23 protein-coding genes are annotated in these 26,288 nt (G+C 66.3%); 9 read left to right on the forward strand and 14 right to left on the reverse strand.

Annotation, left to right across the window (positions count from 1 at the left end; genetic code table 11):
* Position 1 precedes the first annotated feature (1 nt).
* From VI340_RS14715 to VI340_RS14760, 10 genes are all read right to left on the reverse strand, one after another.
* On the reverse strand, positions 2–1,063 hold the full coding sequence (locus VI340_RS14715; RefSeq protein WP_336358627.1) for a [LysW]-lysine hydrolase: 1,062 nt from the start codon (positions 1,061–1,063) through the stop codon (positions 2–4).
* Complete coding sequence (locus tag VI340_RS14720; RefSeq protein WP_008307212.1) at positions 1,060–2,187, reverse strand: aspartate aminotransferase family protein; 1,128 nt, start codon at positions 2,185–2,187, stop codon at positions 1,060–1,062. The genes VI340_RS14715 and VI340_RS14720 overlap by 4 nt, the downstream gene beginning before the upstream one ends.
* Complete coding sequence (locus tag VI340_RS14725) at positions 2,184–3,044, reverse strand: acetylglutamate/acetylaminoadipate kinase (RefSeq protein ID WP_336358628.1); 861 nt, start codon at positions 3,042–3,044, stop codon at positions 2,184–2,186. Before VI340_RS14725 ends, VI340_RS14720 begins: the two co-directional genes overlap by 4 nt.
* 18 nt (positions 3,045–3,062) lie before the next feature.
* Positions 3,063–4,100 carry an N-acetyl-gamma-glutamyl-phosphate reductase gene (gene argC / locus VI340_RS14730; RefSeq protein ID WP_008307210.1) on the reverse strand — a complete coding sequence of 346 codons (1,038 nt, stop codon included), beginning with the start codon at positions 4,098–4,100 and terminating at the stop codon, positions 3,063–3,065.
* Positions 4,097–5,005: a lysine biosynthesis protein LysX gene (gene lysX / locus VI340_RS14735; RefSeq protein WP_336329511.1), complete on the reverse strand. Its 909-nt coding sequence runs from the start codon at positions 5,003–5,005 to the stop codon at positions 4,097–4,099. The genes argC and lysX overlap by 4 nt, the downstream gene beginning before the upstream one ends.
* An 84-nt stretch (positions 5,006–5,089) precedes the next feature.
* Positions 5,090–5,254 (reverse strand): lysine biosynthesis protein LysW, encoded by a 165-nt coding sequence (gene lysW / locus VI340_RS14740; RefSeq protein WP_004959888.1) that lies wholly within the window; start codon positions 5,252–5,254, stop codon positions 5,090–5,092.
* Positions 5,255–5,419: 165 nt separating this feature from the next.
* The gene (gene argH / locus VI340_RS14745) at positions 5,420–6,925 is read right to left on the reverse strand and encodes an argininosuccinate lyase (protein WP_336358629.1); all 1,506 of its coding nucleotides are present in this window, start codon (positions 6,923–6,925) and stop codon (positions 5,420–5,422) included.
* Positions 6,926–6,929: 4 nt separating this feature from the next.
* Entirely contained in the window at positions 6,930–8,192 is a 1,263-nt protein-coding gene (locus VI340_RS14750; protein WP_008307207.1) for an argininosuccinate synthase, read from the reverse strand.
* A 401-nt stretch (positions 8,193–8,593) separates the two neighbouring features.
* The gene (locus VI340_RS14755) at positions 8,594–9,382 is read right to left on the reverse strand and encodes a hypothetical protein (protein WP_336329513.1); all 789 of its coding nucleotides are present in this window, start codon (positions 9,380–9,382) and stop codon (positions 8,594–8,596) included.
* Positions 9,383–9,519: 137 nt separating this feature from the next.
* Complete coding sequence (locus tag VI340_RS14760; RefSeq protein ID WP_008307205.1) at positions 9,520–10,614, reverse strand: helix-turn-helix transcriptional regulator; 1,095 nt, start codon at positions 10,612–10,614, stop codon at positions 9,520–9,522.
* 157 nt (positions 10,615–10,771) lie between these two features.
* Between VI340_RS14760 and VI340_RS14765 the strand changes: the two genes are divergently transcribed.
* The 5 genes from VI340_RS14765 to VI340_RS14785 all read left to right on the forward strand — a co-directional run bounded on the left by VI340_RS14765 (position 10,772) and on the right by VI340_RS14785 (position 16,618).
* Positions 10,772–10,960 carry a DUF7554 family protein gene (locus VI340_RS14765; RefSeq protein WP_008307204.1) on the forward strand — a complete coding sequence of 63 codons (189 nt, stop codon included), beginning with the start codon at positions 10,772–10,774 and terminating at the stop codon, positions 10,958–10,960.
* A 40-nt stretch (positions 10,961–11,000) separates the two neighbouring features.
* Entirely contained in the window at positions 11,001–11,510 is a 510-nt protein-coding gene (locus tag VI340_RS14770; protein ID WP_336358630.1) for a 2'-5' RNA ligase family protein, read from the forward strand.
* A 188-nt stretch (positions 11,511–11,698) separates the two neighbouring features.
* Positions 11,699–12,121 (forward strand): PPC domain-containing DNA-binding protein, encoded by a 423-nt coding sequence (locus VI340_RS14775; RefSeq protein ID WP_008307202.1) that lies wholly within the window; start codon positions 11,699–11,701, stop codon positions 12,119–12,121.
* Position 12,122: 1 nt separating this feature from the next.
* Entirely contained in the window at positions 12,123–16,310 is a 4,188-nt protein-coding gene (locus VI340_RS14780; RefSeq protein ID WP_336358631.1) for a DNA-directed DNA polymerase II large subunit, read from the forward strand.
* Between the two features lie 92 nt (positions 16,311–16,402).
* The gene (locus VI340_RS14785) at positions 16,403–16,618 is read left to right on the forward strand and encodes a hypothetical protein (protein WP_008307200.1); all 216 of its coding nucleotides are present in this window, start codon (positions 16,403–16,405) and stop codon (positions 16,616–16,618) included.
* Between the two features lie 34 nt (positions 16,619–16,652).
* Here the strand turns inward: VI340_RS14785 and serA are convergent, their stop codons facing one another.
* The 3 genes from serA to VI340_RS14800 form a co-directional block, all read right to left on the reverse strand.
* A complete protein-coding gene (gene serA, locus VI340_RS14790; protein WP_336358632.1) occupies positions 16,653–18,239 on the reverse strand; it encodes a phosphoglycerate dehydrogenase in 1,587 nt (528 codons plus the stop codon).
* A gap of 114 nt (positions 18,240–18,353) precedes the next feature.
* A complete protein-coding gene (locus VI340_RS14795) occupies positions 18,354–18,995 on the reverse strand; it encodes an amphi-Trp domain-containing protein (protein ID WP_336358633.1) in 642 nt (213 codons plus the stop codon).
* Positions 18,996–19,140: 145 nt separating this feature from the next.
* Entirely contained in the window at positions 19,141–19,308 is a 168-nt protein-coding gene (locus tag VI340_RS14800; protein WP_167320669.1) for a DUF7556 family protein, read from the reverse strand.
* A gap of 372 nt (positions 19,309–19,680) precedes the next feature.
* Here VI340_RS14800 and VI340_RS14805 point away from each other — a divergent pair, with 372 nt between their 5' ends.
* The 4 genes from VI340_RS14805 (at position 19,681) to VI340_RS14820 (ending at position 25,463) form a co-directional block, all read left to right on the forward strand.
* Positions 19,681–20,526: a CBS domain-containing protein gene (locus VI340_RS14805; RefSeq protein WP_008307196.1), complete on the forward strand. Its 846-nt coding sequence runs from the start codon at positions 19,681–19,683 to the stop codon at positions 20,524–20,526.
* A complete protein-coding gene (gene glyS / locus VI340_RS14810; RefSeq protein WP_336358634.1) occupies positions 20,523–22,259 on the forward strand; it encodes a glycine--tRNA ligase in 1,737 nt (578 codons plus the stop codon). The genes VI340_RS14805 and glyS overlap by 4 nt, the downstream gene beginning before the upstream one ends.
* Positions 22,260–22,859 (forward strand): dolichol kinase-like protein, encoded by a 600-nt coding sequence (locus VI340_RS14815; protein ID WP_008307194.1) that lies wholly within the window; start codon positions 22,260–22,262, stop codon positions 22,857–22,859.
* 66 nt (positions 22,860–22,925) lie between these two features.
* Positions 22,926–25,463 carry a DEAD/DEAH box helicase gene (locus tag VI340_RS14820; protein ID WP_336358635.1) on the forward strand — a complete coding sequence of 846 codons (2,538 nt, stop codon included), beginning with the start codon at positions 22,926–22,928 and terminating at the stop codon, positions 25,461–25,463.
* Positions 25,464–25,475: 12 nt separating this feature from the next.
* On the opposite strand, the gene VI340_RS14825 is transcribed toward VI340_RS14820, so the two are convergent.
* Positions 25,476–26,234, reverse strand: a complete 759-nt coding sequence (locus VI340_RS14825) for an Sjogren's syndrome/scleroderma autoantigen 1 family protein (protein WP_336358636.1) — start codon at positions 26,232–26,234, stop codon at positions 25,476–25,478.
* Positions 26,235–26,288: the final 54 nt, after the last annotated feature.

Consider the following 26,288-nt stretch of genomic DNA (forward strand, 5'->3'; position numbering starts at 1 on the left):
GTCAGTCCTCCAGCAGGCGTTCGGTCGCGGTTTCGAGCACCGCGACGGAGCGGTCGTACTCGTCGAGCGGAAGGTGCTCGTTCGGTGCGTGATCGAGGTCCGAGTCGCCGGGCCCGTAGGTCACCATCGGACAGTCCCACACCTTCGCGTAGACGTTCATGTCGCTGGTGCCGGTCTTGCGAAGCAGCGTCGGTTCGCCGTCCGCCTGCCGAATCGCGGCCCGGAACGCCCGGGCGGCGCTGGTCCGGGGGCTCTGCATCACCGGTTCGACCCTGTCGTCCCAGTTGACCGTGCCGTTCTCCAGGAACCCGTCTGCGATTTCCCGGATCTCGTCAGTGCTGTACTCCGGCGGGACCCGAAGTTGCACGTCCATCGTCGCTTCGACGCTCAGTCCGTCGCTGGACGTGCCGCCCTTGAAGTCGACGGGCTTGCAGGTGACCCGTTCGAAGACCGGGTGCCACTCGTCCGTCTCGAACTCGTCGTCGACCGCCGACCACCAGTCGATAGCGTCCTGAATCGCGTTGTTCTCCGGGCGCGAGGAGTGGCCGGACTCGCTGGTGGCGACGTACGTTCCGGCCAGCAGGCCGCGGTAGCCGAGCGTGATGCCCTCCCAGCCGGAGGGTTCGCCGTTGATGACGGCGTCGGGTGCTGTCTCGCGGTCCTCGACCAGATAGCGGGCCCCCTTCGAGTCGACTTCCTCGCCGACGACGCCGACAAAGGAAGCGCCGGTGCGGACGGCCGCGACGGCCATCGCACACAGCGGCCCCTTCGCGTCGACGCTGCCGCGGCCCCACAGCACGTCGCCCTCGTCAGTTTCCTCGACGCGTACCGGGATGTCACCCGGGACAGTGTCGATGTGGGAGGTGAGCAAGACGCCGTCGTCGGCTGGCGCGCGGACGTTGCCGACCTCGTCGAGATACACCTCGCGGTCGTGGGCCTCGAAGAACTCCGCCAGTCGTTCGGCCGCCTCTGTCTCGTTCCGCGAGACCGACGGGGTGCGGACGACCGCTTCGAGGAGGTCGCGGGCCTCCGTGTCGGCCTCGCGGCTCGCGGCTTCGCTCATTCCACCACCTCCGCCATCGCGTCGACGACGGCGTCGGCGTGGGACTCGTCGATGGTCAACGGCGGAAGCAGGCGGACGACCGTGCGGCCGGCCGGCAGCGCGAGCACCTGATGGTTCAGTGCGAGTTCCTTCAGCGCCGCATTCGCGCCGCGGCCGACCTCGACGCCGATCATCAGGCCCTCGCCGCGGATGTCCCGCACCTCGTCGCCGATGGCAGCCTCCAGTTCGGTCAGGAGGTAGTCGCCCATCGCGGCGGCGTTTGCGGGAACCTCGTCGTCGATGACGGTCGAAACGGTCGCGCCGGCGGCCGCCGAGATGACCGGCCCGCCGGAGAACGTCGAGGCGTGGGAGCCGTAGTTCTCGGCGATCCAGTCCCGACACAGCGTCGCGCCGACGGGGAGGCCGTTGCCCAGCCCCTTCGCCGCGGTTATCATGTCCGGCGCGACGGCGGCACGCTGTGAGTTCCACAGCGCACCGGTCCGGCCCATCCCGGTCTGGACCTCGTCGAAAATGAGTGCGGCCCCGGCGTCCTCGGTGATCTCCCGTGCGGCTTCGAGATAGCCGTCCGAGGCCGGGTTGATGCCGCCCTCGCCCTGGACCGGTTCGACGATGAACGCGGCCGTGTCCTCATCGACGGCCTCGTCCAGCGCCTCGCTGTCGTCGTAGGGGACGAACTCCACGTCGCCGATGAGCGGCTCGTAGGGCTTCTTGTACTTGTTCTTCCACGTCGTCGCCAGCGCGCCCATCGTCCGGCCGTGGAAGCCCTGCATCGTCGCGACGATTTTCGAGTCCCCCGTCGCCGACCGGGCGAACTTCAGCGCGGCCTCGTTGGCCTCGGTCCCGGAGTTACAGAGCCAGGTCTTGTCGATGGGGTCCGGTGCGGTGTCGGCGAGCAGGTCGTACAGCGCCGTCCGCTCGGCGTTCGGATACGACGCCTGGACGTACGTGATCTTCTCTAGCTGCTCGCTGACGGCGCTCTGGACCGCCGGATGGCCGTGGCCAAGCGGGACACAGGCGTAGGACGCGCCCATGTCTAGATACTCTGTGCCGCCGTCGTCGTATACGTAGGCACCGTCGCCACGTTCGATCTGGATGGGTTTCTCGTTGAAGACGAATCCGCTCATTGTTCCTCCGTCGCTGTCTGGTCTGTGTCCTGTTCGAGTGCGCTCGCGTGGACGTGGGTCCCGTCGCCGTCGAGCGCCGACAGAATCGGCTCGTCGGCGTTGGCGTCGGCCACCACGACCTCGGGTGCGCCGCCGTCGAGCGCCTCCTCGGCGGCCATGATTTTACGGCCCATGAACCCCTCAGCAGCGGCTTCTAGGGCGGCCCAGTCGCTTGCCGTCTCGACCGACTTGATGAGCGTCGACGGGTCATCTGGGTCCGCGTAGACGCCCTCCACGTCGGTCAACAGCACCAACTGCGCGTCGAGTTCGCCGGCAATCGCCGCGGCCGAGCGGTCGGCGTCGGTGTTGACGGGAATCACTTCGCCGTCGTCATCTCCCGCCATGGGTGGCGCAGCGACCGGCGTGTACCCGTCGTCGAGCAGCGTCTCCAGCAGGTCGCCGTTGACCTGCTTGATGGTCCCCGAGTGGTCGCCACGACGAATCTTCTTCTTGCCGTCCTCGACGACCCGTACTGCGGACTTGCGCGGTCCGTAGAGCAGTTTGCCGTCGACGCCGGTGAGCCCGACCGCGTCGACGTCCTCGCTCTGGAGGCCGGCGACGAGCTGGGTGTTCAGGTGGCCGAAGGCCATCTCGAACACCTCCATCGTGGTCTCGTCGGTGAACCGGCCGACGACGCCCGACGGCGTCTCGACGTATTCGGGCTCGACGCCGAGCCGTTCGAGCGTCTCGTCGACTTTGGTGGAGCCGCCGTGTACGACGACGACGCGCTCACCATCGGCCACTAACGATGCCACGTCCGCAAGCGCCCCCGCGGGGTCGACCGCGCGAGCGCCTCCGACTTTGATAACGACTGTCATAGAAAATCACTCCAGGGGTTACGGTGCGCCGACGGGGTGGAGCCCCTGGAACTCCAGGCCCGCCGTCTCTTCGATGCCGAGGGCGACGTTGGCCGCGTGGACCGCCTGGCCCGCCGACCCTTTCATCATGTTGTCGATGGCCGAGAACACGACCAGTCGCTTGTTGCCGGGGTCGAGTTCGAAGCCGACCTCGGCGCGGTTCGTCCCCGCGACCGACTTGGGCTCAGGGTAGCGGTAGACGCCACCGCCGCCGGCGACGAGTTCGACGAACGGTTCGTCCTCGTACTCGCCGCGGTAGGCCCCCCAGAGGTCGCCCTTCGAAACCGGGCCCTCCGGAAAGACGTGGCAGGTCGCGCTCGCGCCGCGGATCATGTCCACCGCGTGGACGGTGAAAGACACGTCGAGACCGAGGAACTGCTGAATCTCGGCCTCGTGGCGGTGGCCCGTGGGCGCGTACGGGCGGACGACGCCCGAGCGCTCCGGATGCGAGGATGCCTCGCCGCCGCCGGCCCCGCCCTCGCTGGAGCCGACTTTCACGTCGACGACGACCTGCTCGTCGCCGGAAAGGATGTCGGCCTCGAACAGCGGGAGCAGGCCCAGAATCGTCGCCGTGGCGTTACAGCCGCCGGAGGCGATGAGGTCGGCCCCTTCGAGATTGTCGCGGTTGAGTTCCGGCAGGGCGTACTCGCTCTGGTCGAGCAGTTCCGGGCGCGTGTGCCCGTCGTACCACTCGTCGTACTGGGCCTCCGAATCGAGTCGGAAGTCCGCCGAGAGGTCGACGACCGTGCCGGCGGCCTCCTGGAAGGCATCGATCTGCTCCATCGAGACGCCGTGGGGCGTCGCGGCGAACAGCACGTCGACCGACTCCAGGTCCGCCGGCGAGGAAAACCGCAAGTCCGAGTGCCGGAGGTTCGGATGCGAGTGGCCGATGGTCTTGTTCTCCTTCGAGCGGCTGGTGGCCTGGGCCAGTTCGAACTCGGGGTGGCCATCGAGGATGCGAAGCAGTTCCCCGCCGGTGAAGCCGGAGCCGCCGACGACACTCGCCGTGTACGTCATGCTGTCACCTCGGCGTCGGCTTCCGTCGCCGCCTTCTGTTCGAGCCAGTCGACGACCTTCGCGGGCACGTCCACGTCGGTGACCTCGTTCAGCGCCTTGAACTCGACGGTGTGGTTGACCTCGTGGACGGTGTAGTCCTCGAACTCGCGCGCGTCCTGGGTGTCGCTTTGCGACACCCCGACTTCCATCAGGTCGATACCGAGCAGTCCGCCGCCGACCGCGTCGGAGGCCTTCTCGACCAGTTCCAGTGCGCGGTCGTCCAGTTCGAACTCGGCGGTCTCTGCGCCCTTCGCGGCGTTCGTGAGCCAGTGGTCCGAGGAGCGAACCATCGCCGCGATGGGTTCTCCGTCGACGGCCAGGACGCGCATGTCGCGACCGGGCTTGTCGACGAACTCCTGGACGTAGAAGATCTTGTGCTCGTAGTGGCCGAGCGTCTCCTTGTGTTCGAGGATGGCCTCGGCGGCCGAGCGGGAGTCGATCTTCGCCATCAGGCGACCCCAGGAGCCGACGACGGGCTTCAGGACGCAGGGGTAGCCGAACTTCTCGATGGATTCCAGCGCCGCATCCTTTGTGAACGCCACGTCGGTGTTGGGCGTCGGCACGCCCGCCGCTTCCAGCGCGAGGCTGTTGTTGACCTTGTCCGCGCAGGTGTCGGCGACCTCTGGCCCGTTGACCACGGGGACGCCGTAGGCCTTCGCGAACTTCGTCGCGTACACGCTGCGGCTGGTCGCCAGACAGCGGTCGACGACGATGTCCAAATCTTCGAAGGCCTCGGGGGCTTCGTGGATGTTGAACTGCTGTTTGCGAACGTCTATCTTCTCGATCTCGTGGTCGCGCTCGCGCAGTTCCGACAGCAGGAGCTTCTCGTCCCGGCGGATGCGCGAGTAGAGGAGTCCGACTTTCATACTGAGTCCTCCGTGGGTTCGCGGCTCGCGGCGTCGAGCGCCACGGTCACGTACGGCGTCGAGCGCCGCGCCACCGCGAACACCTCACTCACCCCAGTCCTCTTCGAGCTCGGGTGCGCTGTCGAGCTCGACGGGGTCGGCGCCGACGACTTCGAGTTCGGCACCGCAGGTGGCACAGTCAACGATCTCTCCGACTTCGAGGTTGTCGTGCAGGGACACGTCCGCCCCGCACTCGATGCATTCTGCCATTGTAGTTCATCCTGTGACAGGGACCCACTTAAAGCCTTCGAACATATCAGAATAAATTTACTACACAGACAGCACTCTAATGGTGTGAAAGGCCCGAATCCACTACGTTTCTGAATCGTATATCAGAATTATGGCATAATTGTCCCACGAGGGGACGGTGGTCGCTCAAACATACCGGTCCACCTCCGTCTGGCGGCGGTCAGCCGCCTGTGAAACAGCCTGCCGGCGGTCAGCCAGTACCTCGCGGTCAGCGGCGAGAGCGTCCGCTGCTACCGACACCTGCTCGGCAACAGCGTCGGGGGCCGGGCCGCCGCGAGAGTCCCGCATCGCGACACTTTCGGTCGGGTCGAGTGCGGCCGAAAGCGCCTCGCGGTCGACGTAGGCTGACAGGGGTTCGCCAAGCACGTCTTCGGCGACAGCCGACAGCGCCTCGTACTCGGGCGCGTCTTCCTCGGGACCCAGCTGCGCGGCGGCCTCGGCGACGACCTCGTGGGCCGTCCGGAACGGCACGCCGGCCATCGCCAGCAGGTCGGCCACGCCGGTCGCCGTCGCGAACCCGTCAGTGGCCGCGGCTTCGAGCGTTTCGGCGGGCCAGTCGGCGGTCGCTACTGCGCCGGCGGCTACCGCGGTGCTCTCGGTGACGCTATCGATTGCGTCCCAGGCGTGGCGACCGGCGCGCTGGAGGTCGCGGTTGTACGCCCGGGGCTGGCCCTTCAGATTGGTCAGCAGGCCGTTCAGCCCGGCGACGGCGTCGCCCGTGCGACCGCGGACCAGTTCCAGCGTGTCGGGGTTCTTCTTCTGGGGCATAATCGAGGACGTCGAGGCGTAGTCGTCGTCGAGGTCGACGTGGCCCTTGCTCGCCATCACGACCACGTCCTCGGCCAGTCCTGACAGATTCGTCGCCAGCGTTGCGACGGCGCTGGTGGCCTCGACGAGGAAATCACGGGTCGCCGAGGCGTCCATCGAGTTCTCCGCCACCGAGTCGAATCCGAGCAGTTCCGCGGTGCGCTCGCGGTCCACATCGAAGGGCGTCCCGGCGAACGCGGCCGACCCAAGCGGGTTCTGATTGACCCGCTCGTAGGCATCGAGCAGACGTGCGGTGTCGCGCTGCAGCGCCTGCTCGTAGGACAGTACCCAGTGGGCGACCGTCGTCGGCTGGGCGGGCTGGAGATGCGTGTATCCCGGCATCACCGTCTCGCGCTCGGCGCGAGCCACTTCGATGAGTTGCTCGCGGGCCCCGACGACAGTTTCGACGAGGTTCAGAACGTCCGCACGCAGCCGGTAGCGGATGCAGGCCGCCACCTCGTCGTTGCGCGAGCGGGCGGTGTGCATCTTCCCGCCGTCGGGACCGACGCGCTCGATGACCGCGCTCTCTATCGCCTCGTGCACGTCCTCGCCGTCGGGCAGCGCCTCGTGGCCCGCGTCCTCCACATCCGCCAGCGCGGCCAGTACCTCGCCGGCCGTCTCGCGGTCGATGATCTCCTGTTCGGCCAGCATCACGACGTGGGCGCGGTCGACGGCCAGGTCGGCCGCGAAGATGCGCTCGTCGTCGGACAGCGAGGAGAGGAACGACCGGGCGGGCCCGCCCGCGAAGCGGTCGCGGCGGACGACCGCCTCACCGCCGGAGTCGGCGCTCGCGTCTCCCGTCTCGTGGTCCTCGCCGTCGCTCATTCGCTTACTCCTCCGTGGCCTCGCTCGCGGCGTGGTCGCCGCTGCCGTCCGTCACGGCGGCCCCTTTCTTCGCATCGTTCAGAATCTTGTTCGCGAGACGGGACTGGAAACCGTGGTACTTCGCGACGCCGGTCGCGTCCTGCTGGGTGATACCGCCGGAGACGTCCTCCTCGTTGAACGAGGCCGCCGACTCGCTGTAGACGGCGTAGTCGGATTCACGCGAAACGGCGCGGCAGTGCCCGCCTTCGAGTTTCACCGTCACAGTGCCGGTGACGCGCTCGTTAGTGTCGTCAATGAACGCTTCGAGCGCGCCGGTCAACGGCGCGTCGACGAGACCCTGGTAGGCCTTCTGGGACCACTCCTGATCGACCTGAGCCTTGAACTGGCGCTCTTCCTGCGTGAGGACGAGGCCTTCAAGCGCCTCGTGGGCCGTCAGCAGGACGGTGGCCGCGGGGTGTTCGTAGTTTTCGCGGACCTTGAGCCCGAGCATGCGGTCTTCCATCATGTCCGTACGGCCGATGCCGTGGGCGCCCGCCTGCGCGTTGAGTTGCTCGATGAGTTCGACGCCGCCGAGTTCCTCGCCGTCGACGGCGACCGGGATGCCGTCCTCGAACGCGACCTCGACGAGTTCGGCGTCCTTGTCGGAGGGGTTGTCGGTCCACTTGTAGATGTCGTCCGACGGGATAGTGCTTGGGTCTTCGAGTTCGGAGCCCTCGATGGAGCGGCTCCAGAGGTTCGTGTCGATGGAGTAGCGGCCGCCGTCGCCGCCCTCAACGGGCAGGCCCTTCTCCGCGGCGTACTCGTTTTCCCACTCGCGGGTGAGTCCGAGTTCGCGCACCGGCGCGATAACATCCAGGTCGGAGTCACGCCAGACGGCCTCGAAGCGGAGTTGGTCGTTGCCCTTGCCGGTACAGCCGTGGGCAACGGCCGAACAGCCCTCTTCTTCAGCGACCGAGAGAATGGCCTTGGCGATGACCGGGCGCGCGAGGGCGGTCCCGAGCGGGTAGCCCTGGTAGTCGGCGTTGGCTTTGACGGCCTCCATACAGAGGTCCGCGAACTCCTCGGTCGCGTCGACGACGTGCTGTTCGACGCCCAGCGCCTCGGCGGTCTCCTCGGCCTCCTCGAACTCGTAGTCGGGCTGGCCGACATCGACGGTGACGCCGATGACCTCGTCGTAGCCGTACTCTTCTTTCAGCAGCGATACGCAGACTGTCGTGTCGAGCCCGCCCGAGAAGGCGAGCGCGACGGTTCCGTTTCCTTCTGGCATGGATGTGTTCTGAATTGGTTCCGTGGTGTGCCTGTCGGTTTCTCGATCGAACAACAGATCGAGTATCCCATCGAACCGACGACGACGGCGTCTAGCGACGAAACGAACCTGTCGAGTGAAGAGTAAGTAGTAGTGGGCCTAGAAACGGCCCGGTCGTCGTCGTCGTGGGGAGAAACGGAGGGACCCCTCGCTGTCCGCAGCGAGCATCGTGGAGCGAGAGGTCCGCGTCATGTACTACCTGCTGTGTGATTCGAGTACTAATAGTTTCCGTGTTAGTAGTGGCGTGTGTATGGTCCCCAGACACATGGACACAGTAGCCATCGCATCGCCCGTAGCGGCCAGTAGCGGCACGCAGACCGCTGTGTGACGAGCGTTAAACAGTATCTTCGCCTTCTTTTGTGCTATTGGCCAGCGTCGACAGTGTCGGACCCGACGTCGGTCGGCGGCTCGGTTTCACCGCCATCGGTGGCCGTCTCGTTGGCCGGCGTGGCATCGATATCGTCTGTCCGTTCACCTGCCTGAGTTCGTTCCCGCTCGACCCCGGGACGGTCGTCTGCCTCGGAGCGGTTCACCGCATCGCCGCCGCGGTCGCCGGCAGCGTCAGGTCGAGCCTGCTGTCCGACGTTCGGCCCGGCGATACCCTGTGCGATAGCGGCGACTTCCGGACCACTCAGTTCGCTCGCGCGCTGTGAGAGGGTCTTGATTGCCGCCGCGTCGACGCCCTGCCTATCCAGGGCTTCGGCGGGGAGCTGGCTGGCGGTTTCGTTCGTTTCGTTAGCCAGTCGCTGAACGTTCTTCGTTTCGGCGTGGAGCTGTGCAGCCTTCGCCCGGTACTCGCCCTCCCTCATCGAGCCGTTCTCGCGGGCCTCGGCGAGCGCCTGCTTTCGCTGTTCCAGCTCCGCGAGTCGTTCCTCGGAGTCGTTCAGTTGGTCGGCGACGACAGACGCCTTCGCGTCGTCAGTGTTCGCCTGCGCGATGCGGATCCCGAACGTCCGTGACTGGACCTCACCGTCAAGTTCAGCTTCCTGCACGCTGACGACGCCCGCCAGCTGTGCGCCGGGGGCCGTCGCGTTCTCGTCGGCCTGTTCGGTCATCGTTTCAGTCTCCTGTGCCATCGTCGCGGCGGGCACCGCGGCGAGCGTGCTCACCACGAGCACGACTGCCAGCACTACCGGAGTGGCTCGTCTCATTATAGCCGTTACTTGACCACCGAACACCCTATAAACAGGAGTCAATGATGCCGGGTTAGCGCCGATTAAGCCGAATTAAAACCGCAGTACTGCGACCGTATCAAGTGATAGGTTCGGGTGAACTGTCGGTACCTTTATTACTGTGTTTCGCCGCCGCTGTCGGCTCCGTCGCTCCCGTCACCGTCCCCACCAGTCACGTCGGTGTCCGGCAGCGTCACCACGTTCTCCCGGCCGATACGGAACGTCTCGACCTTGTCTTCGTCGCGCAGGCCGCCGATGACCTGACTCGTCTTGGCGTCGGTCCAGTCGAGTTCGCCGGCCACCTGCTGCTGTTTGAGCCGCCCGCCGTTCGATTCGAGCAGTTGCAGGACCTGCTCCTCGTTGCTCAAGAGTTCGGCCGGCGGTGCGCCAGCGTCGGGGTCCGTGCCGGCGGCCGTCTCCGCTTCGGAACCATCCGACTCGACCATCGACGCCGGCGGTTCGGCCGGCTCACCGCCGCCGAGCACGCCGTACCGCCGAAGGGCGTACGCCCCGACGGCGATGCCAACCAGCGCGAGGAGTCCGCCGATGAGGAGTCCGTTCGATCCGTCCTCCCCGCTAGCGGCGTCCCCCGGACGGACGACCACTCGCGGCTCGTTTTCCCCGAACGTCTGTTGCCCCCGCCAGGTGACAGAGGCGTTCTCCCGTTCGTCGGCCTGTGGCGCGACGGAGTCAGCCTGGTAGTTCGCCGGCCAGCGCACGGTCAACGAGGTCTCGCTGTCCAGAAACAGCCCCGAGAGCGCGTCGCCGATCTCGATGCGGTCGCCGGAGACACCGGCGAAGTTCGTCCACTGGAACCGATAGGTGATGACGCCGTACGTCTGGCCGAACGTCTCCTCGCGCGCGGTCACACTGACGTTTTCGATAGCCATCTCGCGGCCGGTTGCGTTCTCCGCGGCCCCAGCGGTGCTTTGCATCCGGCTCTCGAAGCGGTCCGTGTACGCCGACGGGTTGGCCTGAATATCCGCCCGCAGGTCCTCGAATGCCTGCGTTGCGTTATCGTCGTCTAGTCGGATTCGGTAGGCGACCGTCCAGTCGGCCGTTCCATCGGGGTTCACGTCCGCCGTCATCACGACCACGTCCGCGTCGACGGACTGCTGGCCGAGGCTGCCGAAACCGACTCCGGTCGCTGTCGGTACAAGCAGTGCTATCGCGACGAATACGACGACCAGCGTTCCAGCGCTCCGGCCCATCCTACCGCGGCTATCCCCTCAGCAGGTATATCGTTTATTGCCGATTGTGTGAACTGATAGTCAGCGGCCTTGCATCACAGGCCGCTTCCGTGCCGCACCCGAATGGTCAGCCCCCACAGCCACAAGGGGTTTGCCCCACGAGGGAGTCCTGTCGAGCATGGACAGAGCCAAACTGGACGTGGACACACTGCTGAAGATTGTCCTCGTCCTCGTTGTGGTCTGGTTAGTGCTCGAAATTATCGGTGGGATTCTGGGGGTATTGGGGTGGCTTCTCGGGCCGCTCCAGCCGATACTCGGCGTAGTGCTGATCGTCCTCATCGTCCTGTGGCTGCTCGACCGGCTGTAGGACCGCGCTCTTTTTGCCCGCAGCGAGCGACCCGCTCACTGTGTACAGCATCAACGTCCCGCTCCCGTCGGCAGTCACGTCGCTGGCGGCCGACCTCGCAGCCGAACTGCCGCTCGCACAGCGGCGGGGTCGGGGCGAGCACACGTTAGTCGCCAAGCGACTGGGCGGCGGCGACCACGCGGCCTACGCGCGACTGGAAGCGCAGGGGCGTGAGGCGCTTCGCGGCCAGCCGGCGTTCGAGGCGCGGATTTCGGGCGTCGAGCAGTTCAAGACGGCCGTGACCGGTCCATCGCCGGTGGTGTATCTCGCCGTCGAGAGCCCGGGGCTTGTCGCCCTGCACGAGCGGCTCTGCGAGCGGTTCGATCCCGTCGACGGCATGGAGGGCGACGAGTACGTCCCGCACGTAACCGTCGCCCGCGGCGGGGACCGCGACGCGGCCGCTCGGCTGGTCGAGCGGGACATCGAGCCGATCCGGTGGACCGTCGACGAACTCTCGTTCTACGACGCTGACCGGAACCAGCCGGTCAGTCGGGTGTCGCTGCCGGGGTAACGCCGGTCGGTCGTCTGTCCCGGCACAATGGCGAACAGGCGGCACGGGTCGGTCCCGGCGCGGTGTGCCGCGCAATCGCTGAGCGCGCCGGGTCGTGGCTACGTCACGGCGGCGGTGATCCCGGCCTCGGATATAAACGGTCGCACCGAAAGCAACGCTTTTGGAGCGGCCTGCCATCGAGTACGTATATGGATTACCGGGAAGTCGACAGTACGTCCGAGTACGTCTGCCGACTGGCACACGGCGCGGACTGGCGAGGCGAAATCGAGGCCTTCGCGGACGAACAGGGCATCGACGCCGGCTTCTTCTACGGGCTCGGGGCGGTCCAGGACGCGGAGCTCATGTTCTACGACCAGGACCGGACCGAGTACGACTCGCTGACCTTCGACGAACCGCTGGAAGTCGCCGCCTGTATGGGCAACATCTCGCAGCTGGACGGGGAGCGGTTCGCCCACACTCACGCCGTTCTCTCGCGGCCCGACGGCGAAGCGATTGCCGGCCACCTGAACGCCGGCACAGTCTGGGCGGGCGAGCTGTACGTCCGCGGGTTCGACACGGCACTGGAACGGGAGCACGACGAGCCGACCGACCTCGACCTCTGGAACATCTAAGATGCGGGAGGCCGACGAACAGTACTTCGAGACGCTGGAAACCCAGCTCGAAGCCGCCTTCGACGTCGCCGAACGGGCCAAGGAGCGCGGCGGCGACCCGAAGCCAGAAGTCGAAATCCCGACCGCGCGCGACATGGCCGACCGGGTCGAGAACATCCTCGGCATCGACGGCGTCGCCGAGCGGGTTCGAGAGCTGGAGGGGCAGATGTCCCGCGAGGAGGCCGCGCTGGAACTGGTCGAGGACTTCGTCGAGGGGACTGTCGGCGACTACGACAGCCGCGAAGGGAAAGTCGAGGGGGCGGTCCGGACCGCCGTTGCCCTGCTGACCGAGGGTGTCGTCGCCGCCCCGATAGAGGGCATCGACCGCGTCGAACTGCTGGAAAACGACGACGGGACGGAGTTCATCAACGTCTACTACGCCGGCCCGATCCGCTCCGCCGGCGGGACCGCGCAAGCGCTGTCGGTGCTGGTCGCCGACTACGCCCGCGCGCTGCTGGGTATCGACCAGTACAAGGCCCGCGAGGAGGAGATCGGCCGCTACGCCGAGGAGATCGACCTCTACGACAAGGATACCGGCCTGCAGTACTCGCCCAAGGAGAAGGAGACGAAGTTCATCGCCGAGCACATGCCCATCATGCTCGACGGCGAGGCGACCGGCGACGAGGAGGTGTCCGGGTATCGCGACCTCGAACGTGTCGACTCGAACTCGCCGCGTGGCGGGATGTGTCTGGTACTGGCCGAAGGGATTGCCCTGAAAGCGCCGAAGATCCAGCGCTACACCCGGAACTTAGACGAGGTCGACTGGCCGTGGCTGCAGGATCTCATCGACGGGACCATCGGCAAGGACGAGGCCGACCAGGCGGACGGCTCGGAAGACGCGAGTGGAGACGACGCGAGCGAGGGAGCGGACGACGGCGGCGAGGACGACGCTGACGAGCAGTCGGGGCCGCCCCGCGTCGAGCCAGCCGACAAATACCTCCGGGACCTCATCGCCGGCCGACCGGTGTTCTCCCACCCGTCGAAGGCGGGCGGGTTCCGGCTTCGCTACGGGCGGTCGCGCAACCACGGCTTCGCGACCGCGGGCGTCCACCCGGCGACGATGCATCTCGTCGACGACTTCCTCGCGACCGGCACACAGATCAAGACCGAGCGGCCGGGGAAAGCCGCTGGCGTCGTGCCGGTCGACACCATCGAGGGGCCAACAGTCCGCCTGGCCAACGGCGACGTGCGCCGCATCGACGACGCCGAGGAGGCGCTGGAAGTCCGCAACGGCGTCGAGAAGATACTCGACCTGGGCGAGTACCTGGTCAACTACGGCGAGTTCGTCGAGAACAACCACCCGCTCGCGCCGGCCTCCTACACCGTCGAGTGGTGGGAACAGGACCTCGACGCCGCGGGCGCGGACGTGCAGGCGATGCAGGACTCGCCCCACGTCGACCTCGCCGACCCGAGCGCCGAGGAAGCCATCGAGTGGGCGACCGACTACGACGCCCCGTTGCACCCGAAATACACCTACCTCTGGCACGACGTGAGCGTCGACCAGGTGTGTGCGCTCGCCGACGCCGTCGAGGATGCACAGGTCGCACAGGCCGACGGCGCGTACGCCGACCCGGAGGTGAATGGTACAGCGGGCGAGACGTACAGCGACGACGGCGCGCTCGTCCTGCCCCGCACCGATGCCGTCCAGGAGACGCTGGAACACCTCCTCGTCGAGCACACCCAAGACGACGACACGATTACCGTCACCGACTGGGTGCCGCTGGTGCGGACACTCGGGTTCTCCCGCTCGTTAGAGCGGGACTGGACGCCTGCGGACCTCTCCGAGCGCGCCAAGACCTACGGCGAGAGCGAGTCGCTCGACGCAATCGGGGTTGCCGAGGACGCCGAACGCGAAGACGGCCAGAACGCCATCGAAGCCATCAACGAGATCGCGCCGTTTCAGGTCCGTGAGCGCGCCCCGACCCGCATCGGCAACCGGATGGGTCGCCCCGAGAAATCCGAGCGGCGGGACCTCTCCCCGGCCGTCCACACGCTCAGCCCCATCGGTGAGGCCGGCGGCGCACAGCGTGACGTGGCCAAGGCGACGAAACACGCCGACGGGATGAGCGACACGCCCGGCCGCGTCGAGGTGGAGATCGCCCGCCGGCGCTGTCCCGACTGCGGGACCGAGACCCACCAGGCGAACTGTGTCGACTGCGGCGGCACCACCGAGCCGGTGTACGTCTGCCCCGACTGCGAGGCCGAGGTCGAGCGCGACGAGTCCGGCCGGGCGGAGTGTTCGCGCTGTGAGACGCTCGCTTCGCCGACCCAGTACAAAGTGCTCGACCTGCAAGAGGCCTACCGCGATGCCCTGCAGAACGTCGGCGAGCGCGAGACAGCCTTCGAGCAACTGAAAGCGGTCAAGGGGCTCACCTCCGAGGAGAAAGTCCCTGAGCCGATGGAGAAGGGGATCCTCCGGGCGAAACACGACGTCTCCGCGTTCAAGGACGGCACCGTCCGCTACGACATGACGGACCTGCCGGTGACGGCGGTCCGGGCCGCGGAACTGGACGTCTCCGCCGAGCGACTCCGCGGCCTGGGCTACACGGAGGACATCCACGGCGACCCGCTGACCCACGACGACCAACTGGTCGAGCTGAAGGTTCAGGACATCGTCCTCTCCGACGGCGCGGCCGAGCACATGCTCCAGACCGCTCGCTTCGTCGACGACCTGCTGGAGCAGTACTACGGGCTGGAGCGGTTCTACGAGTTCGACGACCGCGAGGACCTCGTCGGCGAACTCGTGTTCGGGATGGCCCCACACACCAGCGCGGCGACGGTCGGCCGCGTCGTCGGCTTCACCTCCGCCGCCGTCGGCTACGCGCATCCGTACTTCCACGCCGCCAAACGCCGGAACTGCTTCCACCCGGACACCCGACTGTGGTATGAGGACGAAGGCGGCAGCTGGGAATACGGTCCTATCGAGGAGCTGGTCGAAGACCGGCTGGACGACCCCGAGGAAGACGACTTCGGCACGCTCGTACAGGAACTCGACGGCGAGGTGACCGTGTCGTCGCTGGGCGAGGACGGCCCCTGTCGCCAGCCCGTCGACGCCGTCTCGAAACACCCCGCACCGGACCACCTCGTCGATATTTCCGTCGGGGACCGAACACTCCGGGTCACGCCCGACCACACGATGCTCCGGGCCGGTCCCGATGGGATCGAGGAGGTCCCGGCCAGCGACCTGACCCCCGGCGACGAACTCCCGGCCTACGACGGCGGCGAGACGACCACGATGACGGCACGCGGCGAGGCCTCGACGGCAGCCACCGACGGTGCAGCCCCGACGGACACCGTCGAGACTGTCGAGTACGTCGAAAGCGACGTGGACCACGTCTACTGTCTCACGGTCGCCGACACGCACCGCGTTGCCGTCGAAGGAACCTACGTCGGCCAGTGCGACGGTGACGAGGACTGCGTAATGTTGCTGATGGACGGTCTGCTGAACTTCTCGAAGTCCTACCTCCCGAACCAGCGCGGCGGACAGATGGACGCCCCGCTGGTGATGTCCTCGCGCATCGACCCCAGCGAGATCGACGACGAGGCCCACAACATGGACATCATGGCGTCCTACCCTCGGGAGTTTTACGAGGCCACCCGCGAGATGAAAGACCCGACCGAGGTCGAGGACGTGATGAAGATCGCCGAGGAGACGCTGGGGACCGACCGCGAGTACACCGAGTTCCGCCACACCCACGACACGGCGAACATCGCCGCCGGGCCGGACCTCTCGGCGTACAAGACGCTCGGGTCGATGGAAGACAAGATGGACGCCCAGCTTGAGATCTCCCGGAAACTCCGGGCCGTCGTCGAGAGCGACGTGGCCGAGCGCATCATCGAGTACCACTTCCTGCCGGACCTCATCGGGAACCTCCGGGCGTTCTCCCGGCAAGAGACTCGCTGTCTGGACTGCGGGGAGTCGTTCCGCCGCGCGCCCCTGACCGGCGACTGCCGAGAGTGTGGCGGCCGCGTCAACCTCACCGTCCACGAGGGGTCGGTCAACAAGTACATCGACACGGCCATCCGCGTCGCCGACGAGTTCGGCGCGCGCGACTACACGAAACAGCGGCTCAAGATACTGGAACGGAAAATCGAGTCGGTGTTCGAGAACGACCACAACAAGCAGTCGGGCATCGCGGACTTCATGTGAGCGACAGTAGCACCCGGATTCATCAGGTCGACAGACGGGCGCGTGACGGCCGTCCGACGGGTGTTTTTGCCTGTGGCGGTCCTGTCACGGGTATGGCCTCGTCCCGCGATTCAGCGCCGCCGTTCGACTCCGGGGACCGGTCGGGCTCCCCGTCACCATCGGCCCGACAGACGCCCAGTACGATCTATCAGATACAGATCGCGCTGTTGCGCTCGCAGGTGGCGACACTCGAAACCGCGCTCGAACAGGAGCGCGAACACCGCCAGGCCGTCGTCGACCGGTACGAGCGCCTTATCGACAGCAAATAACCCGCGACTGGCTTTCGAAAAATTCCGCCGCGTGTTACTCGTCGCCGAGTTCGACGTAGGTCGTCTCGATGATGCGGCTGTCGCCGTTGAGTCGCTCGATGATGTCCTGTGGCGGCTGTTCGTCGAGGTTGTAGACGGACAGGGCCTCTCCGCCGATGGTCTCGCGGCCGTTGAACATCCCGGCGATGTTGATGTCGGCCTCGCCCAGCACGGTCCCGATGTACCCGATGGTGCCGGGCTCGTCGCGATTGCGGACGACCAGCATGTGCCCGTGGGGGACGGCCTCGATGCGGTGGTCGTCGATGCGGACGATGCGGGGCTCCTCGCCGCCGAACTGGGTCCCACAGACGGAGACGGATTCCTCGCCGTCGGAGACGGTGACGGTGATGAGGCTCTGGTAGTCCTCGGAGGTGCGGGTCTTGGACTCGGTCACGTCGATGCCCCGGTCCTCGGCGATCTGCGGGGCGTTGACGGCGTTGACCTGCAGATCCGAGGGTGCGAACACGCCCTTCAGCGCGCTGGCGGTGACGTACTCCACGTCCTCCTCGGCGATGTCGCCAGCGTAGGTGACCTGCACTTCGGACATGTGACCGCCGAACAACTGCACGGCGATGCGACCGGCAGTATCGGCGAGGTCGAGGTACGGCCCGACCTGCTTGAACGTCGCCTCGTCCAGCGACGGCGCGTTCAGGGCGTTGGCGACGGGCTGGCCGTTGGCCGCGGCGATGATCTGGTCGGCCGTGGAGGTGGCGACGTTCTCCTGTGCCGCCTCCGTCGACGCGCCCAGGTGGGGCGTGACGATGATGTCCTCAACGTCGAGCAGCGGGCTGTCATCGGGCAGGGGTTCCTCGCCGAACACGTCGAGCGCTGCGCCCTTTAGGACGCCGTCCTCGACGGCCTCGGCCAGGGCCGGCTCGTCGATGATGCCGCCGCGCGCGCAGTTGACGACGTAGCCGCCTTCGAGTTCGGCGAGCTCTTCCTCGCCGATCATGTTCTCTGTCTCGGGAGTCAGCGGCGTGTGGATGGTGATGAAATCGGACTTGGCGAGACAGTCGTCGAGGTCATCGACCAGTTCCGCGCCGAACTGGTCGGCGCGCTCCTGGCTGATGTAGGGGTCGAAGGTGACGATGTCCATGCCCAAGCTACCGAGCCGCTTGGCGACCTGCTGGCCGACGCGGCCGAAGCCGACGACGCCGAGGGTCTTGTTGTTGACCTCCGTTCCGAGGAACTCGCCTTTCGCCCACTCGCCGCTTTTCAGGCGGTCGTGGGCCTGGGGAATGGAGCGCGCGGTGGCAAATGCCATCGCAACAGAGTGTTCCGCGGCGGCGCGGACGTTGCCCTCCGGGGCGTTGGCGACGATGACGCCGTGGTCGGTCGCGGCGTCGATGTCGATGTTGTCCACGCCGATACCGGCCCGACCGACGATGATGAGGTCGGGCGCGGCCGCGAACACTTCCTCGGTGACCTCGGTGCCCGAGCGGACGATGAGCGCGTTCGCGTCGGCCACCGCGTCGAGGAGCGCGTCGCCCTCGACCTCGTAGGCTGTTTCGACGTCGTGGCCCGCCTCACGGAGCCGCGTGAGACCGGCATCAGCGATAGGGTCCGTAACGAGTACCTTCATACCGAATCGAACTTACTGGGGCGGCATAACGCTTGTTTTCTCCGTCCGAACGGAGCGGCGTCGGTGCTGGTGGCTGCCCGACAGAACAGATGTGGCGTACGTGCGTCGCCACCCCTACTCCAGGGACTCGTCGACGACAGTCGCTTCCGGTGAGTTCGCCATCACACTGCGCAGGCCCTTCCAGGCGTTGTGTTTGCGGGTGTACCCCTCACCGCTGGTCGCCATAACGTTGCCGTTTCGGTGTCGGAGCCGCCAGCGCCACTCCTCGCGCCTGTCGCGGAACACCTCGAACCGGGCGAGCGACTGCGACGCGTCGGCCGCGGCCGCCGGAACAGCGGCGGCGTCGGAACGGCTGTCGGTGTCGGTTTCCGTTGCTGCGCCGTCTTCCGGTTTCGCCTCCGCATCAACTCCCGATTCTGCCGCCGTGTCGATCCCTGTCTCCCCGTCCGGGTCCGACTGTCCATCGGCCGCCGCGACTCCTGTCGACACTTCGGCCGGTGACACGGCCACCCCGGTCTCAGTGGAGTCCACAGTAGCAGCGGACCACTCCAGTTCGAGTTCCAGGCTCACCTCGTTGTCGTCCGATTCGAGTTCGATTTCGAGCGAGAGCGACTCCGGGGTGTCGACTGTGATAGCCTCCTCACCGCCTTCCAGGCGGATAGCACCTGCGAGCACGCCGTCTGCCACGCCGTGTATCGCCGCCGCGATGTCCGTTCGACTGCCTGTCAGTTCAGTTTCGTACTCGTCCTGTGACATTTATAGACAAACGTGTTACAGCGCCTTAAACTACCTCGCTACGAGTCCCCGGGACGAGAACCAGCGCCAAGGCCCGTCCACGGCACGGCCGGGGGCTGTTGACTGGGTTAATTAACCGGAAAACCTGTGCCTCGGCCGGGCCACCCTACCGCCAGGCCGGCAGCGAAGCAGCGTCCGCGAGCGGGGTTGTGAGATAGGCGTCGTCTCGGGTCACGTCAGCGACGATAAACTGGTCCGTTGGACCCTCTTCGACGGATGCCATGATGTCTCCGTCCGCGGCCATCTCAACCGGAGCGACAGTATCCGACTCCATGCATGATAATATGTAACAACCATATAAAAACTTAGCGAAACCCATAGAGGGCAAGAGTATGATCCAGCGCCAACTGTCTGACAATAGTTCGTATCCTGTCAATATTGGGACGATATGGTCCGTGAGCCAGTACACACAGAGCCTTATACATCAACCATCAGCGGCTGTCTCCGTGGTTCTGTTCATACCAAGATGCGGAACATCAATATGGCAGAAGACGAAGGGTTTTCGAGGCGGCACAGTCCCTGGGTTTCCGAGAAGGCGTCTGCACGGTCGTCGGCGAGAGCCGATGGCCGGCCGGCGTGCTACCCGGATGCCGAAAACGGACGGATGTTAAGGACTTAGTAGATGCGGGAAGGAAGTTCTGGCAGTATGAACGTCGCAGACGCTATGACGCCACGCTCGGAGGTCGTCACGGTCACCATTCCTGGGACCCGTGATGACGCACTGGAGTACCTCCAGGAGCAGGCCTTCTCGTCGGTCCCGGTCATCAAGGAGACCGACGGGGGCGAGGAGTTCAGAGGGATTATTTCACGCGATGCGCTCATCGAGAGCCCCGACGAAGACCAGCTAGCCCTGCTCGTCGAGGAAGTCCCGGCGATCAGCGAGGACACGTCTATCGAAGCCGCCGCGCAGGTGATGGTCGAGGACGGCGAGCGACGCCTCCCCATCGTCGACGGCCAGCTCAAAGGGATCATTACAGTGACCGACGTGATTCGGTCCATCGCCAACGGCGACGTCGACGGCGACAGGATCGTCGGTGATCTCGCCAACCGCGACATCAACTGCGTGTACGAAGGCACGCCGCTGACCGTCGCCGAACGGGAGCTTTCCCACGCGAACGTCCCATACGGCGTCGTGCTCGGCGACGACGGCGACATGTCGGGGATGCTCACCGAGGTCGATATCATCGCGGTCGCCCGCGTCGTCGAGGGCGAGGACGACACCGGCGACTCCATCGCCAATCAGGACGACGACTGGGCCTGGGAAGGCATCAAAGCCGTCGGCGGTCGGTACATGCCCACTCGCAACGTCGAGCTCCCTGCCGAGCCCGTCCGCGAGTTCATGACCGACGAGGTCGTGACGGTGAACAAGCGCCGCACCGCCGAGGAGGCGGCACAGCTGATGATCGAGCACGACATCGAACAGATCCCGCTGCTGTCGGGTGACGAGCTCACCGGCATCGTCCGGGATATCGACCTGCTGCGAGGCCTATGAGCGAGGGCGAACGCCTCACCGAACTGGCGAAGCGTCGCGGCTTCTACTTCCCCTCGTCGAGCGCCTACGGCGGCGCGGCGGGCTTCTGGACCTACGGGCCACAGGGCGCTGCGCTGAAATCGAACATCGAGGACGCCTGGCGGGACCGCTACGTCGTCAAGGAAGGCCACCAGGAGATTTCGGCCCCCGACATCATGCCCGAGCCCGTCTTCGAGGCCTCGGGCCACCTCGACGGCTTCGACGACATGATCGTCGAATGTGGCGAGTGCGGGGCGACCCACCGCGCGGACCACCTGGTCGAGGACAACACGGACATCGAGGAGGCCGAATCGCTCCCCAACGAGGAGGTGATGGACCTCATTGCCGACCACGGCATCGAGTGTCCCTCCTGTCACACGTCCCTGGCCGACCAGCCGGTCGACAACTTCAACCTGATGTTCGAGACCAACATCGGCCCGGGGTCGTCGTCGCCGGGCTATCTCCGCCCGGAGACCGCACAGGGCATCTTCGTGGAGTTCCCGCAGCTCTCGGAGTACGCCCGGAATCAGCTCCCCTTCGGCGTCGCCCAGATCGGGAAAGCCTACCGGAACGAGATCTCCCCGCGGAAGTCGCTGGTCCGCGTCCGGGAGTTCACCCAGGCCGAACTGGAACACTTCATCGACCCCGAGGAGGACGAACCGCCGCTGGCCGAGGTCGAGGACGTGACGCTGCCGCTGTACTCCGCCGCGGCACAGGAGTCCGAGGACGGCGGGATGCAGGAACTGACTGTCCGCGAGGCTGTCGACCAGGGTATCGTCGAGAGCGAGTGGGTCGCCTACTACCTGGGCGTCTCCACGGAGTGGTACGAGCGCATCGGCGTCGACATGGACCGCTTTCGCTACCGACAGCACCTGGCCGGCGAGCGCGCCCACTACGCCTCCGACTGCTGGGACGCCGAGAGCGAGGTCGACGGCGACTGGATAGAGATCACGGGCTTCGCCTATCGGGGCGACTACGACCTCTCGAAACACGCCGAGCACTCCGGCGAGGACTACACGGTGTTCAAGCAGTACGACGAGCCGATCACCGTCGAGCGCGCGACCGTCGATCCCGACATGAGCTACCTCGGGCCGGAGTTCGGCGGGGACGCCGGCGCGGTCGCCGACGCGCTCGAAGCGCTGGCCGAGCGGAACCCGGACGCCTTCGATGACGACGAGGTCACCGTCGAGGTCGACGGCGAGTCCCACACCGTCCCCGTCGAGGAGACGAACTTCAGCGTCGACGAGGTCACCGAGAACGGCGAACACATCCGCCCACACGTCGTCGAACCCTCCTTTGGCGTGGGCCGGATCATCTACACCGTGCTCGCACACGCATACGAGACCGACGAGGTCGACGGCGAGGAGCGGACCTACCTCGACCTCCCGCCCGAGCAGGCCCCGACCACGGTCGGCGTCTTCCCGCTGATGGACAAGGACGGAATGGCCGAGCTCGCAAGCGACATCGCCGACGACCTCCGGGCCGCCGGTCTCTCGGTCACCTACGACGACTCCGGGGCCATCGGGCGGCGCTACCGCCGCCAGGACGAGGTGGGGACGCCCTACTGCGTGACCATAGATTACGAGAGCTTGGAAGACGGCGAGGTCACGGTACGCGAACGCGACACGACCGAGCAGAAACGCCTCCCCATCGACGGGCTCGCCGACCGGCTCGAACGGCTCGCAACCGGCGACCTGACCTTCGCCGACCTGTAGATGGCCGACGAGGTATCCCGGCGGCTCGTCCACGTCACCGGTGCGGCGGTCCCGCTCGCGCATCTGCTGCGGCCGGACCTGATTACGTGGCGCGTCGTACAGGGATTCCTAGCCGTGGCGCTCGTCGTCGTGTGTGTTCTCGAAGCCGTACGGCTGACGACCGGCCTGGACTGGGTGGTGTACGACCGGCTCACCCGCGAGTACGAACAGGACAACCCCGCCGGCTACGCGCTGTACATCGTCGGGATAGCCATCGTCGCCTTCGCCGTCGAGCTTCCGAGTATGACCGAGACGGTCGCCGTCCCGGCGATGTTGATGCTCGCCATCGGCGACCCCATCAGCGGCCTGCTGGGCTCGGCTGATGCCAGCAACGTCAAACAGGCCTGGGTCCTGCTCGTGATGTTCGGCGTCTGCACGCTGCTTGCGGCCCCGTTCGTCCCCCCCGCGGCAGCCGTGCTTGGCGGTATCGCGGCGACGTTCGCCGACGGCGTCAAACCCCGGATCGCCGGCTACGTCATCGACGACAACTTCTCGATTCCGGTGCTTGGCGCGCTGGCGATGTGGGTCGGCGTCCAGTACCTGCCCGGCTTCGGCCTCTGAGGCCGTCCGTTCACTTTCACCCTGGTATCTGAACCCTTAACCACCGGCAGGACGAACGCGTGGGTAATGGCGACCACCGACGCCGGTGGCGAGCACGTCGAGCGCCCGCTGGTGACGCCGGAGTTCCTGGAGAACCGCCGCTACCAGACTGAACTGGCGGAGACGGCGAGCGGAGACCACACGCTCGTCTGTCTTCCGACCGGGCTGGGCAAGACGACTGTCTCGCTACTGGTGACCGCCGAACGGCTGCACGCCGTCGGCGGGAAAGCGCTCATGCTGGCCCCGACGAAGCCGCTGGTCCAGCAACACGCCGAGTTCTACCGCGAAGCCCTGGAGATCGACGACGAGGACGTCGTCGTGTTCACCGGCGAAGTCCGACCCGACGACCGGGCCGCCCTCTGGGAGGACGCCCGCATCGTCATCGCGACGCCGCAGGTTGTCGAGAACGACCTCGTCGGCAACCGCATCTCCCTTGCCGACGTGACCCACTGCACCTTCGACGAGTGCCACCGGGCGACCGGCGATTACGCCTACAACTACATCGCTGACCGCTACCACGCCGACGCCGAAGACCCGCTTGTGACGGGCATGAGCGCCTCCCCCGGCGACGACGAGGAGGCGATACTCGAAGTGTGTGAGAACCTCGGCCTGTCCGAAGTCGCGGTGATGACCGAGAACGACGCCGACGTGGCCGAGTACACCCACGACACCAGCGTCGACTGGAACCGCATCGAACTGCCCGAGGTCGTCGTCGAGATCCGCGACGCGATCAACGAGGTCATCGAAGACCGGCTGGACCAACTACGGGAACTCGGCGTCACGAACAAATCCTCGGCGGACATCTCCGAGCGCGAAATCCAGCAGATTCAGGGGCAACTGCGGGACCTGATGAACAACGACCAGAGCGAGGGCTACCAGGGGATGAGCTTTCTCGCGGAGGTCCGCAAGCTCCGGACTGCCGTCACGTACGTCGAAACGCAGAGCGTCGAGTCCCTGCGGCGGTACTTCGAGCGGCTAAAGGAGGCTGCCCGCTCCTCCGGCGCGTCGAAGGCCGACCAGCGCCTCGTCAGCGAGCCGAAGGTCCGCGAGGCGATGCGGAAGGCCAGTGACTACGACGACCTGCATCCGAAGTTCCGACAGACCCGGATGTTGCTGGCCGAGACGCTGGGCATCGAGAACGGCGAGCGCGTCATCGTCTTCACCGAATCGCGGGACACCGCCGAGACGCTCGTGGACTTCCTCTCGGACCACTTCACGACCCAGAAGTTCGTCGGTCAGAGCGACACCGACGGCAGCGAGGGGATGAGCCAGAGCCAGCAACAGGAGACGCTGGACCGGTTCCGGGACGGCGAGTTCGAGGTGCTCGTCTCGACATCCGTCGCCGAGGAGGGGCTGGACGTGCCGGAAGTCGACCTGGTGTTGTTCTACGAACCGGTGCCGACCGCAATTCGGGCCATCCAGCGGAAGGGCCGGACTGGCCGACAGGCCGAGGGCCGCGTCGTCGTCCTGCTGGCCGAGGACACCCGCGACGAGGCGTACTTCTGGAAGGCCCGCAACGACCAGAAGCGGATGAAACGCGAACTGAACGAGCTCAAAAGCGTCGCCGGCGAGTTGGAAGCCCGCCTCGACCAGACCGGTCTCGACGAGTACGAGGACGCCGAGGGGACCGCTTCGAGTGGAACCGGGGAGGAGGAAACCGCAACAGTGCAGTCGGGTTCCACTGGAAACGAGAGGGGTAGCGCAGCTAACAAATCAACCAGTGAAAACGACGACGGCGACGGGCAGGCCGGGCTGGACGCCTTCGCAGACGACCCGTCGGAAGCGGCCGAAGTCGACGGGGACGCGACGCAGAGCGACGGGGAAGACACCGGGACTGCAGGTGGCGAAGGGACCGCTGGGACAGCGGCCGACGAGGGAACGGTCGCCAGCGCCGGCCGCGACGACGAGGACGACCCCGTCGAAATCGTCGCCGACCAGCGGGAGCTCGATTCGAACATCGCCCGGGACCTCTCGACGCGGGACGGTATCGAGACCCGACTCGAAACGCTGGCCGTCGGCGACTACGTCCTCTCGGACCGCGTGGTCGTCGAGCGCAAGACCGTCGCTGATTTCATGGACACGCTGACGGGCGGCGACCGGTCGATGTTCGAGCAGGTCGGCGACGCCACGCGAAATTACGGCCGGCCCGTGGTCGTTATCGAGGGGGAGGACCTCTTCGGCGCGCGTAACGTCCACCACAAGGCGATTCAGGGGGCGCTCGCGTCGCTGGCCGTCGACTTCGGCGCGAGTGTCCTCCGGACCAGCGACGAAGACGAGACCGCCGACCTGCTGGAGGTCATCGCCGAACGGGAACAGGAGGTGGCCGACCGCGAGGTGAGCGTTCACGGGGAGAAACAGTCGAAGACGCTCCCGGAACAACAGGAGTACGTCGTCGCCTCGATAGCCGAAGTCGGGCCGGTGACCGCGCGCACGCTGCTGGAAGCCTTCGGTAGCGTCGAGGCGGTGATGACCGCCGACAAAGACGACCTGCTGGGCGTGTCCGGCATCGGCGACGTGACCGCCGACCGGATTCGAGAAGTTATCGCCAGCGACTACGACCCGTAGCTAGGGCTCCGTTCAGAACCGCGCCGCGTCCAGCGCTTCCGCTGCTTCTCGGGCTGCCTGTAGATGTTCGCGAGCCTCGCGCGGGTTCTCGGTCGCGGCCGCACGCTCGGCGAAACGGTGGGCAGTCTCGGCTAGCAGCGCCGACGCCGCGTCCATATTCGCCGCAATATCGTCGGTATTGCTATCGGACGGGACTGTCTGTCGAGCGGAAACGGGGGGGTTCTGTGTCTCCGTCTCAAACGGCTGTTCGTTTGCAGTCTGCCGGTCCTGCTCCGATGAAACGCCTGTTCGGGCGGTCTGTGTCGCTGGCTCCGAGTGGCCGGACTGCTGAGGCGTCTGGCTACCCCCCGCTTCGGGTGGAGCGGCCGGGTCGCTCGTCGACGGCGTCGCCCCGGATTCGTCCGTCGCGTCCGGCGCACTTTCGGTTGCCCCCTCGTCGGAGTCGCCGAACTGAACGCGGGCCTCGTCGCTGGGGTCGGCGACCTCAATCTGGTCACTGTCATCGCTCTGACCCGCCTGTTCGGGAGCGTCCGACGCATCCGTGCCGTTGGCCTGCGTATCACGAGCGACCGGTTTCTGGCAGCTGGGGCAGAACTCCTGGCCGTCGTAGCGGAAGATGGGGTCGCCACACTCGCTGCAGTGGGCGTTCGTCATCGTCGCGCCCTTCAACAGGAGTTCGCTCATCTGCTCTGTCGCCGCCCGGTTGTCCTCCTCTTGCTCGAACTTCTCGCGGAGTTTCTCGCGTTCGGCTTCCTTGTCGAAGTCGCTCATACAAGTCACAACGCCACGGGGCTGAAAACAGTTTACGGGTGCGAGATGTCGGTA

This window comes from Haloarcula sp. CGMCC 1.6347 (assembly GCF_037078395.1).
GTDB classification, from domain to species: Archaea; Halobacteriota; Halobacteria; order Halobacteriales; family Haloarculaceae; genus Haloarcula; species Haloarcula amylolytica.

Bases quoted from the DNA above. Each gene is read 5' to 3' on its own strand.
- VI340_RS14715 (WP_336358627.1), bottom strand. From the start codon at position 1,063: ATGAGCGAAGCCGCGAGCCGCGAGGCCGACACGGAGGCCCGCGACCTC.
- VI340_RS14720 (WP_008307212.1), bottom strand. From the start codon at position 2,187: ATGAGCGGATTCGTCTTCAACGAGAAACCCATCCAGATCGAACGTGGC.
- VI340_RS14725 (WP_336358628.1), bottom strand. From the start codon at position 3,044: ATGACAGTCGTTATCAAAGTCGGAGGCGCTCGCGCGGTCGACCCCGCG.
- argC (WP_008307210.1), bottom strand. From the start codon at position 4,100: ATGACGTACACGGCGAGTGTCGTCGGCGGCTCCGGCTTCACCGGCGGG.
- lysX (WP_336329511.1), bottom strand. From the start codon at position 5,005: ATGAAAGTCGGACTCCTCTACTCGCGCATCCGCCGGGACGAGAAGCTC.
- lysW (WP_004959888.1), bottom strand. From the start codon at position 5,254: ATGGCAGAATGCATCGAGTGCGGGGCGGACGTGTCCCTGCACGACAAC.
- argH (WP_336358629.1), bottom strand. From the start codon at position 6,925: ATGAGCGACGGCGAGGACCACGAGACGGGAGACGCGAGCGCCGACTCC.
- VI340_RS14750 (WP_008307207.1), bottom strand. From the start codon at position 8,192: ATGCCAGAAGGAAACGGAACCGTCGCGCTCGCCTTCTCGGGCGGGCTC.
- VI340_RS14755 (WP_336329513.1), bottom strand. From the start codon at position 9,382: ATGAGACGAGCCACTCCGGTAGTGCTGGCAGTCGTGCTCGTGGTGAGC.
- VI340_RS14760 (WP_008307205.1), bottom strand. From the start codon at position 10,614: ATGGGCCGGAGCGCTGGAACGCTGGTCGTCGTATTCGTCGCGATAGCA.
- VI340_RS14765 (WP_008307204.1), top strand. From the start codon at position 10,772: ATGGACAGAGCCAAACTGGACGTGGACACACTGCTGAAGATTGTCCTC.
- VI340_RS14775 (WP_008307202.1), top strand. From the start codon at position 11,699: ATGGATTACCGGGAAGTCGACAGTACGTCCGAGTACGTCTGCCGACTG.
- VI340_RS14780 (WP_336358631.1), top strand. From the start codon at position 12,123: ATGCGGGAGGCCGACGAACAGTACTTCGAGACGCTGGAAACCCAGCTC.
- VI340_RS14785 (WP_008307200.1), top strand. From the start codon at position 16,403: ATGGCCTCGTCCCGCGATTCAGCGCCGCCGTTCGACTCCGGGGACCGG.
- serA (WP_336358632.1), bottom strand. From the start codon at position 18,239: ATGAAGGTACTCGTTACGGACCCTATCGCTGATGCCGGTCTCACGCGG.
- VI340_RS14795 (WP_336358633.1), bottom strand. From the start codon at position 18,995: ATGTCACAGGACGAGTACGAAACTGAACTGACAGGCAGTCGAACGGAC.
- VI340_RS14800 (WP_167320669.1), bottom strand. From the start codon at position 19,308: ATGGAGTCGGATACTGTCGCTCCGGTTGAGATGGCCGCGGACGGAGAC.
- VI340_RS14805 (WP_008307196.1), top strand. From the start codon at position 19,681: ATGAACGTCGCAGACGCTATGACGCCACGCTCGGAGGTCGTCACGGTC.
- glyS (WP_336358634.1), top strand. From the start codon at position 20,523: ATGAGCGAGGGCGAACGCCTCACCGAACTGGCGAAGCGTCGCGGCTTC.
- VI340_RS14815 (WP_008307194.1), top strand. From the start codon at position 22,260: ATGGCCGACGAGGTATCCCGGCGGCTCGTCCACGTCACCGGTGCGGCG.
- VI340_RS14820 (WP_336358635.1), top strand. From the start codon at position 22,926: ATGGCGACCACCGACGCCGGTGGCGAGCACGTCGAGCGCCCGCTGGTG.
- VI340_RS14825 (WP_336358636.1), bottom strand. From the start codon at position 26,234: ATGAGCGACTTCGACAAGGAAGCCGAACGCGAGAAACTCCGCGAGAAG.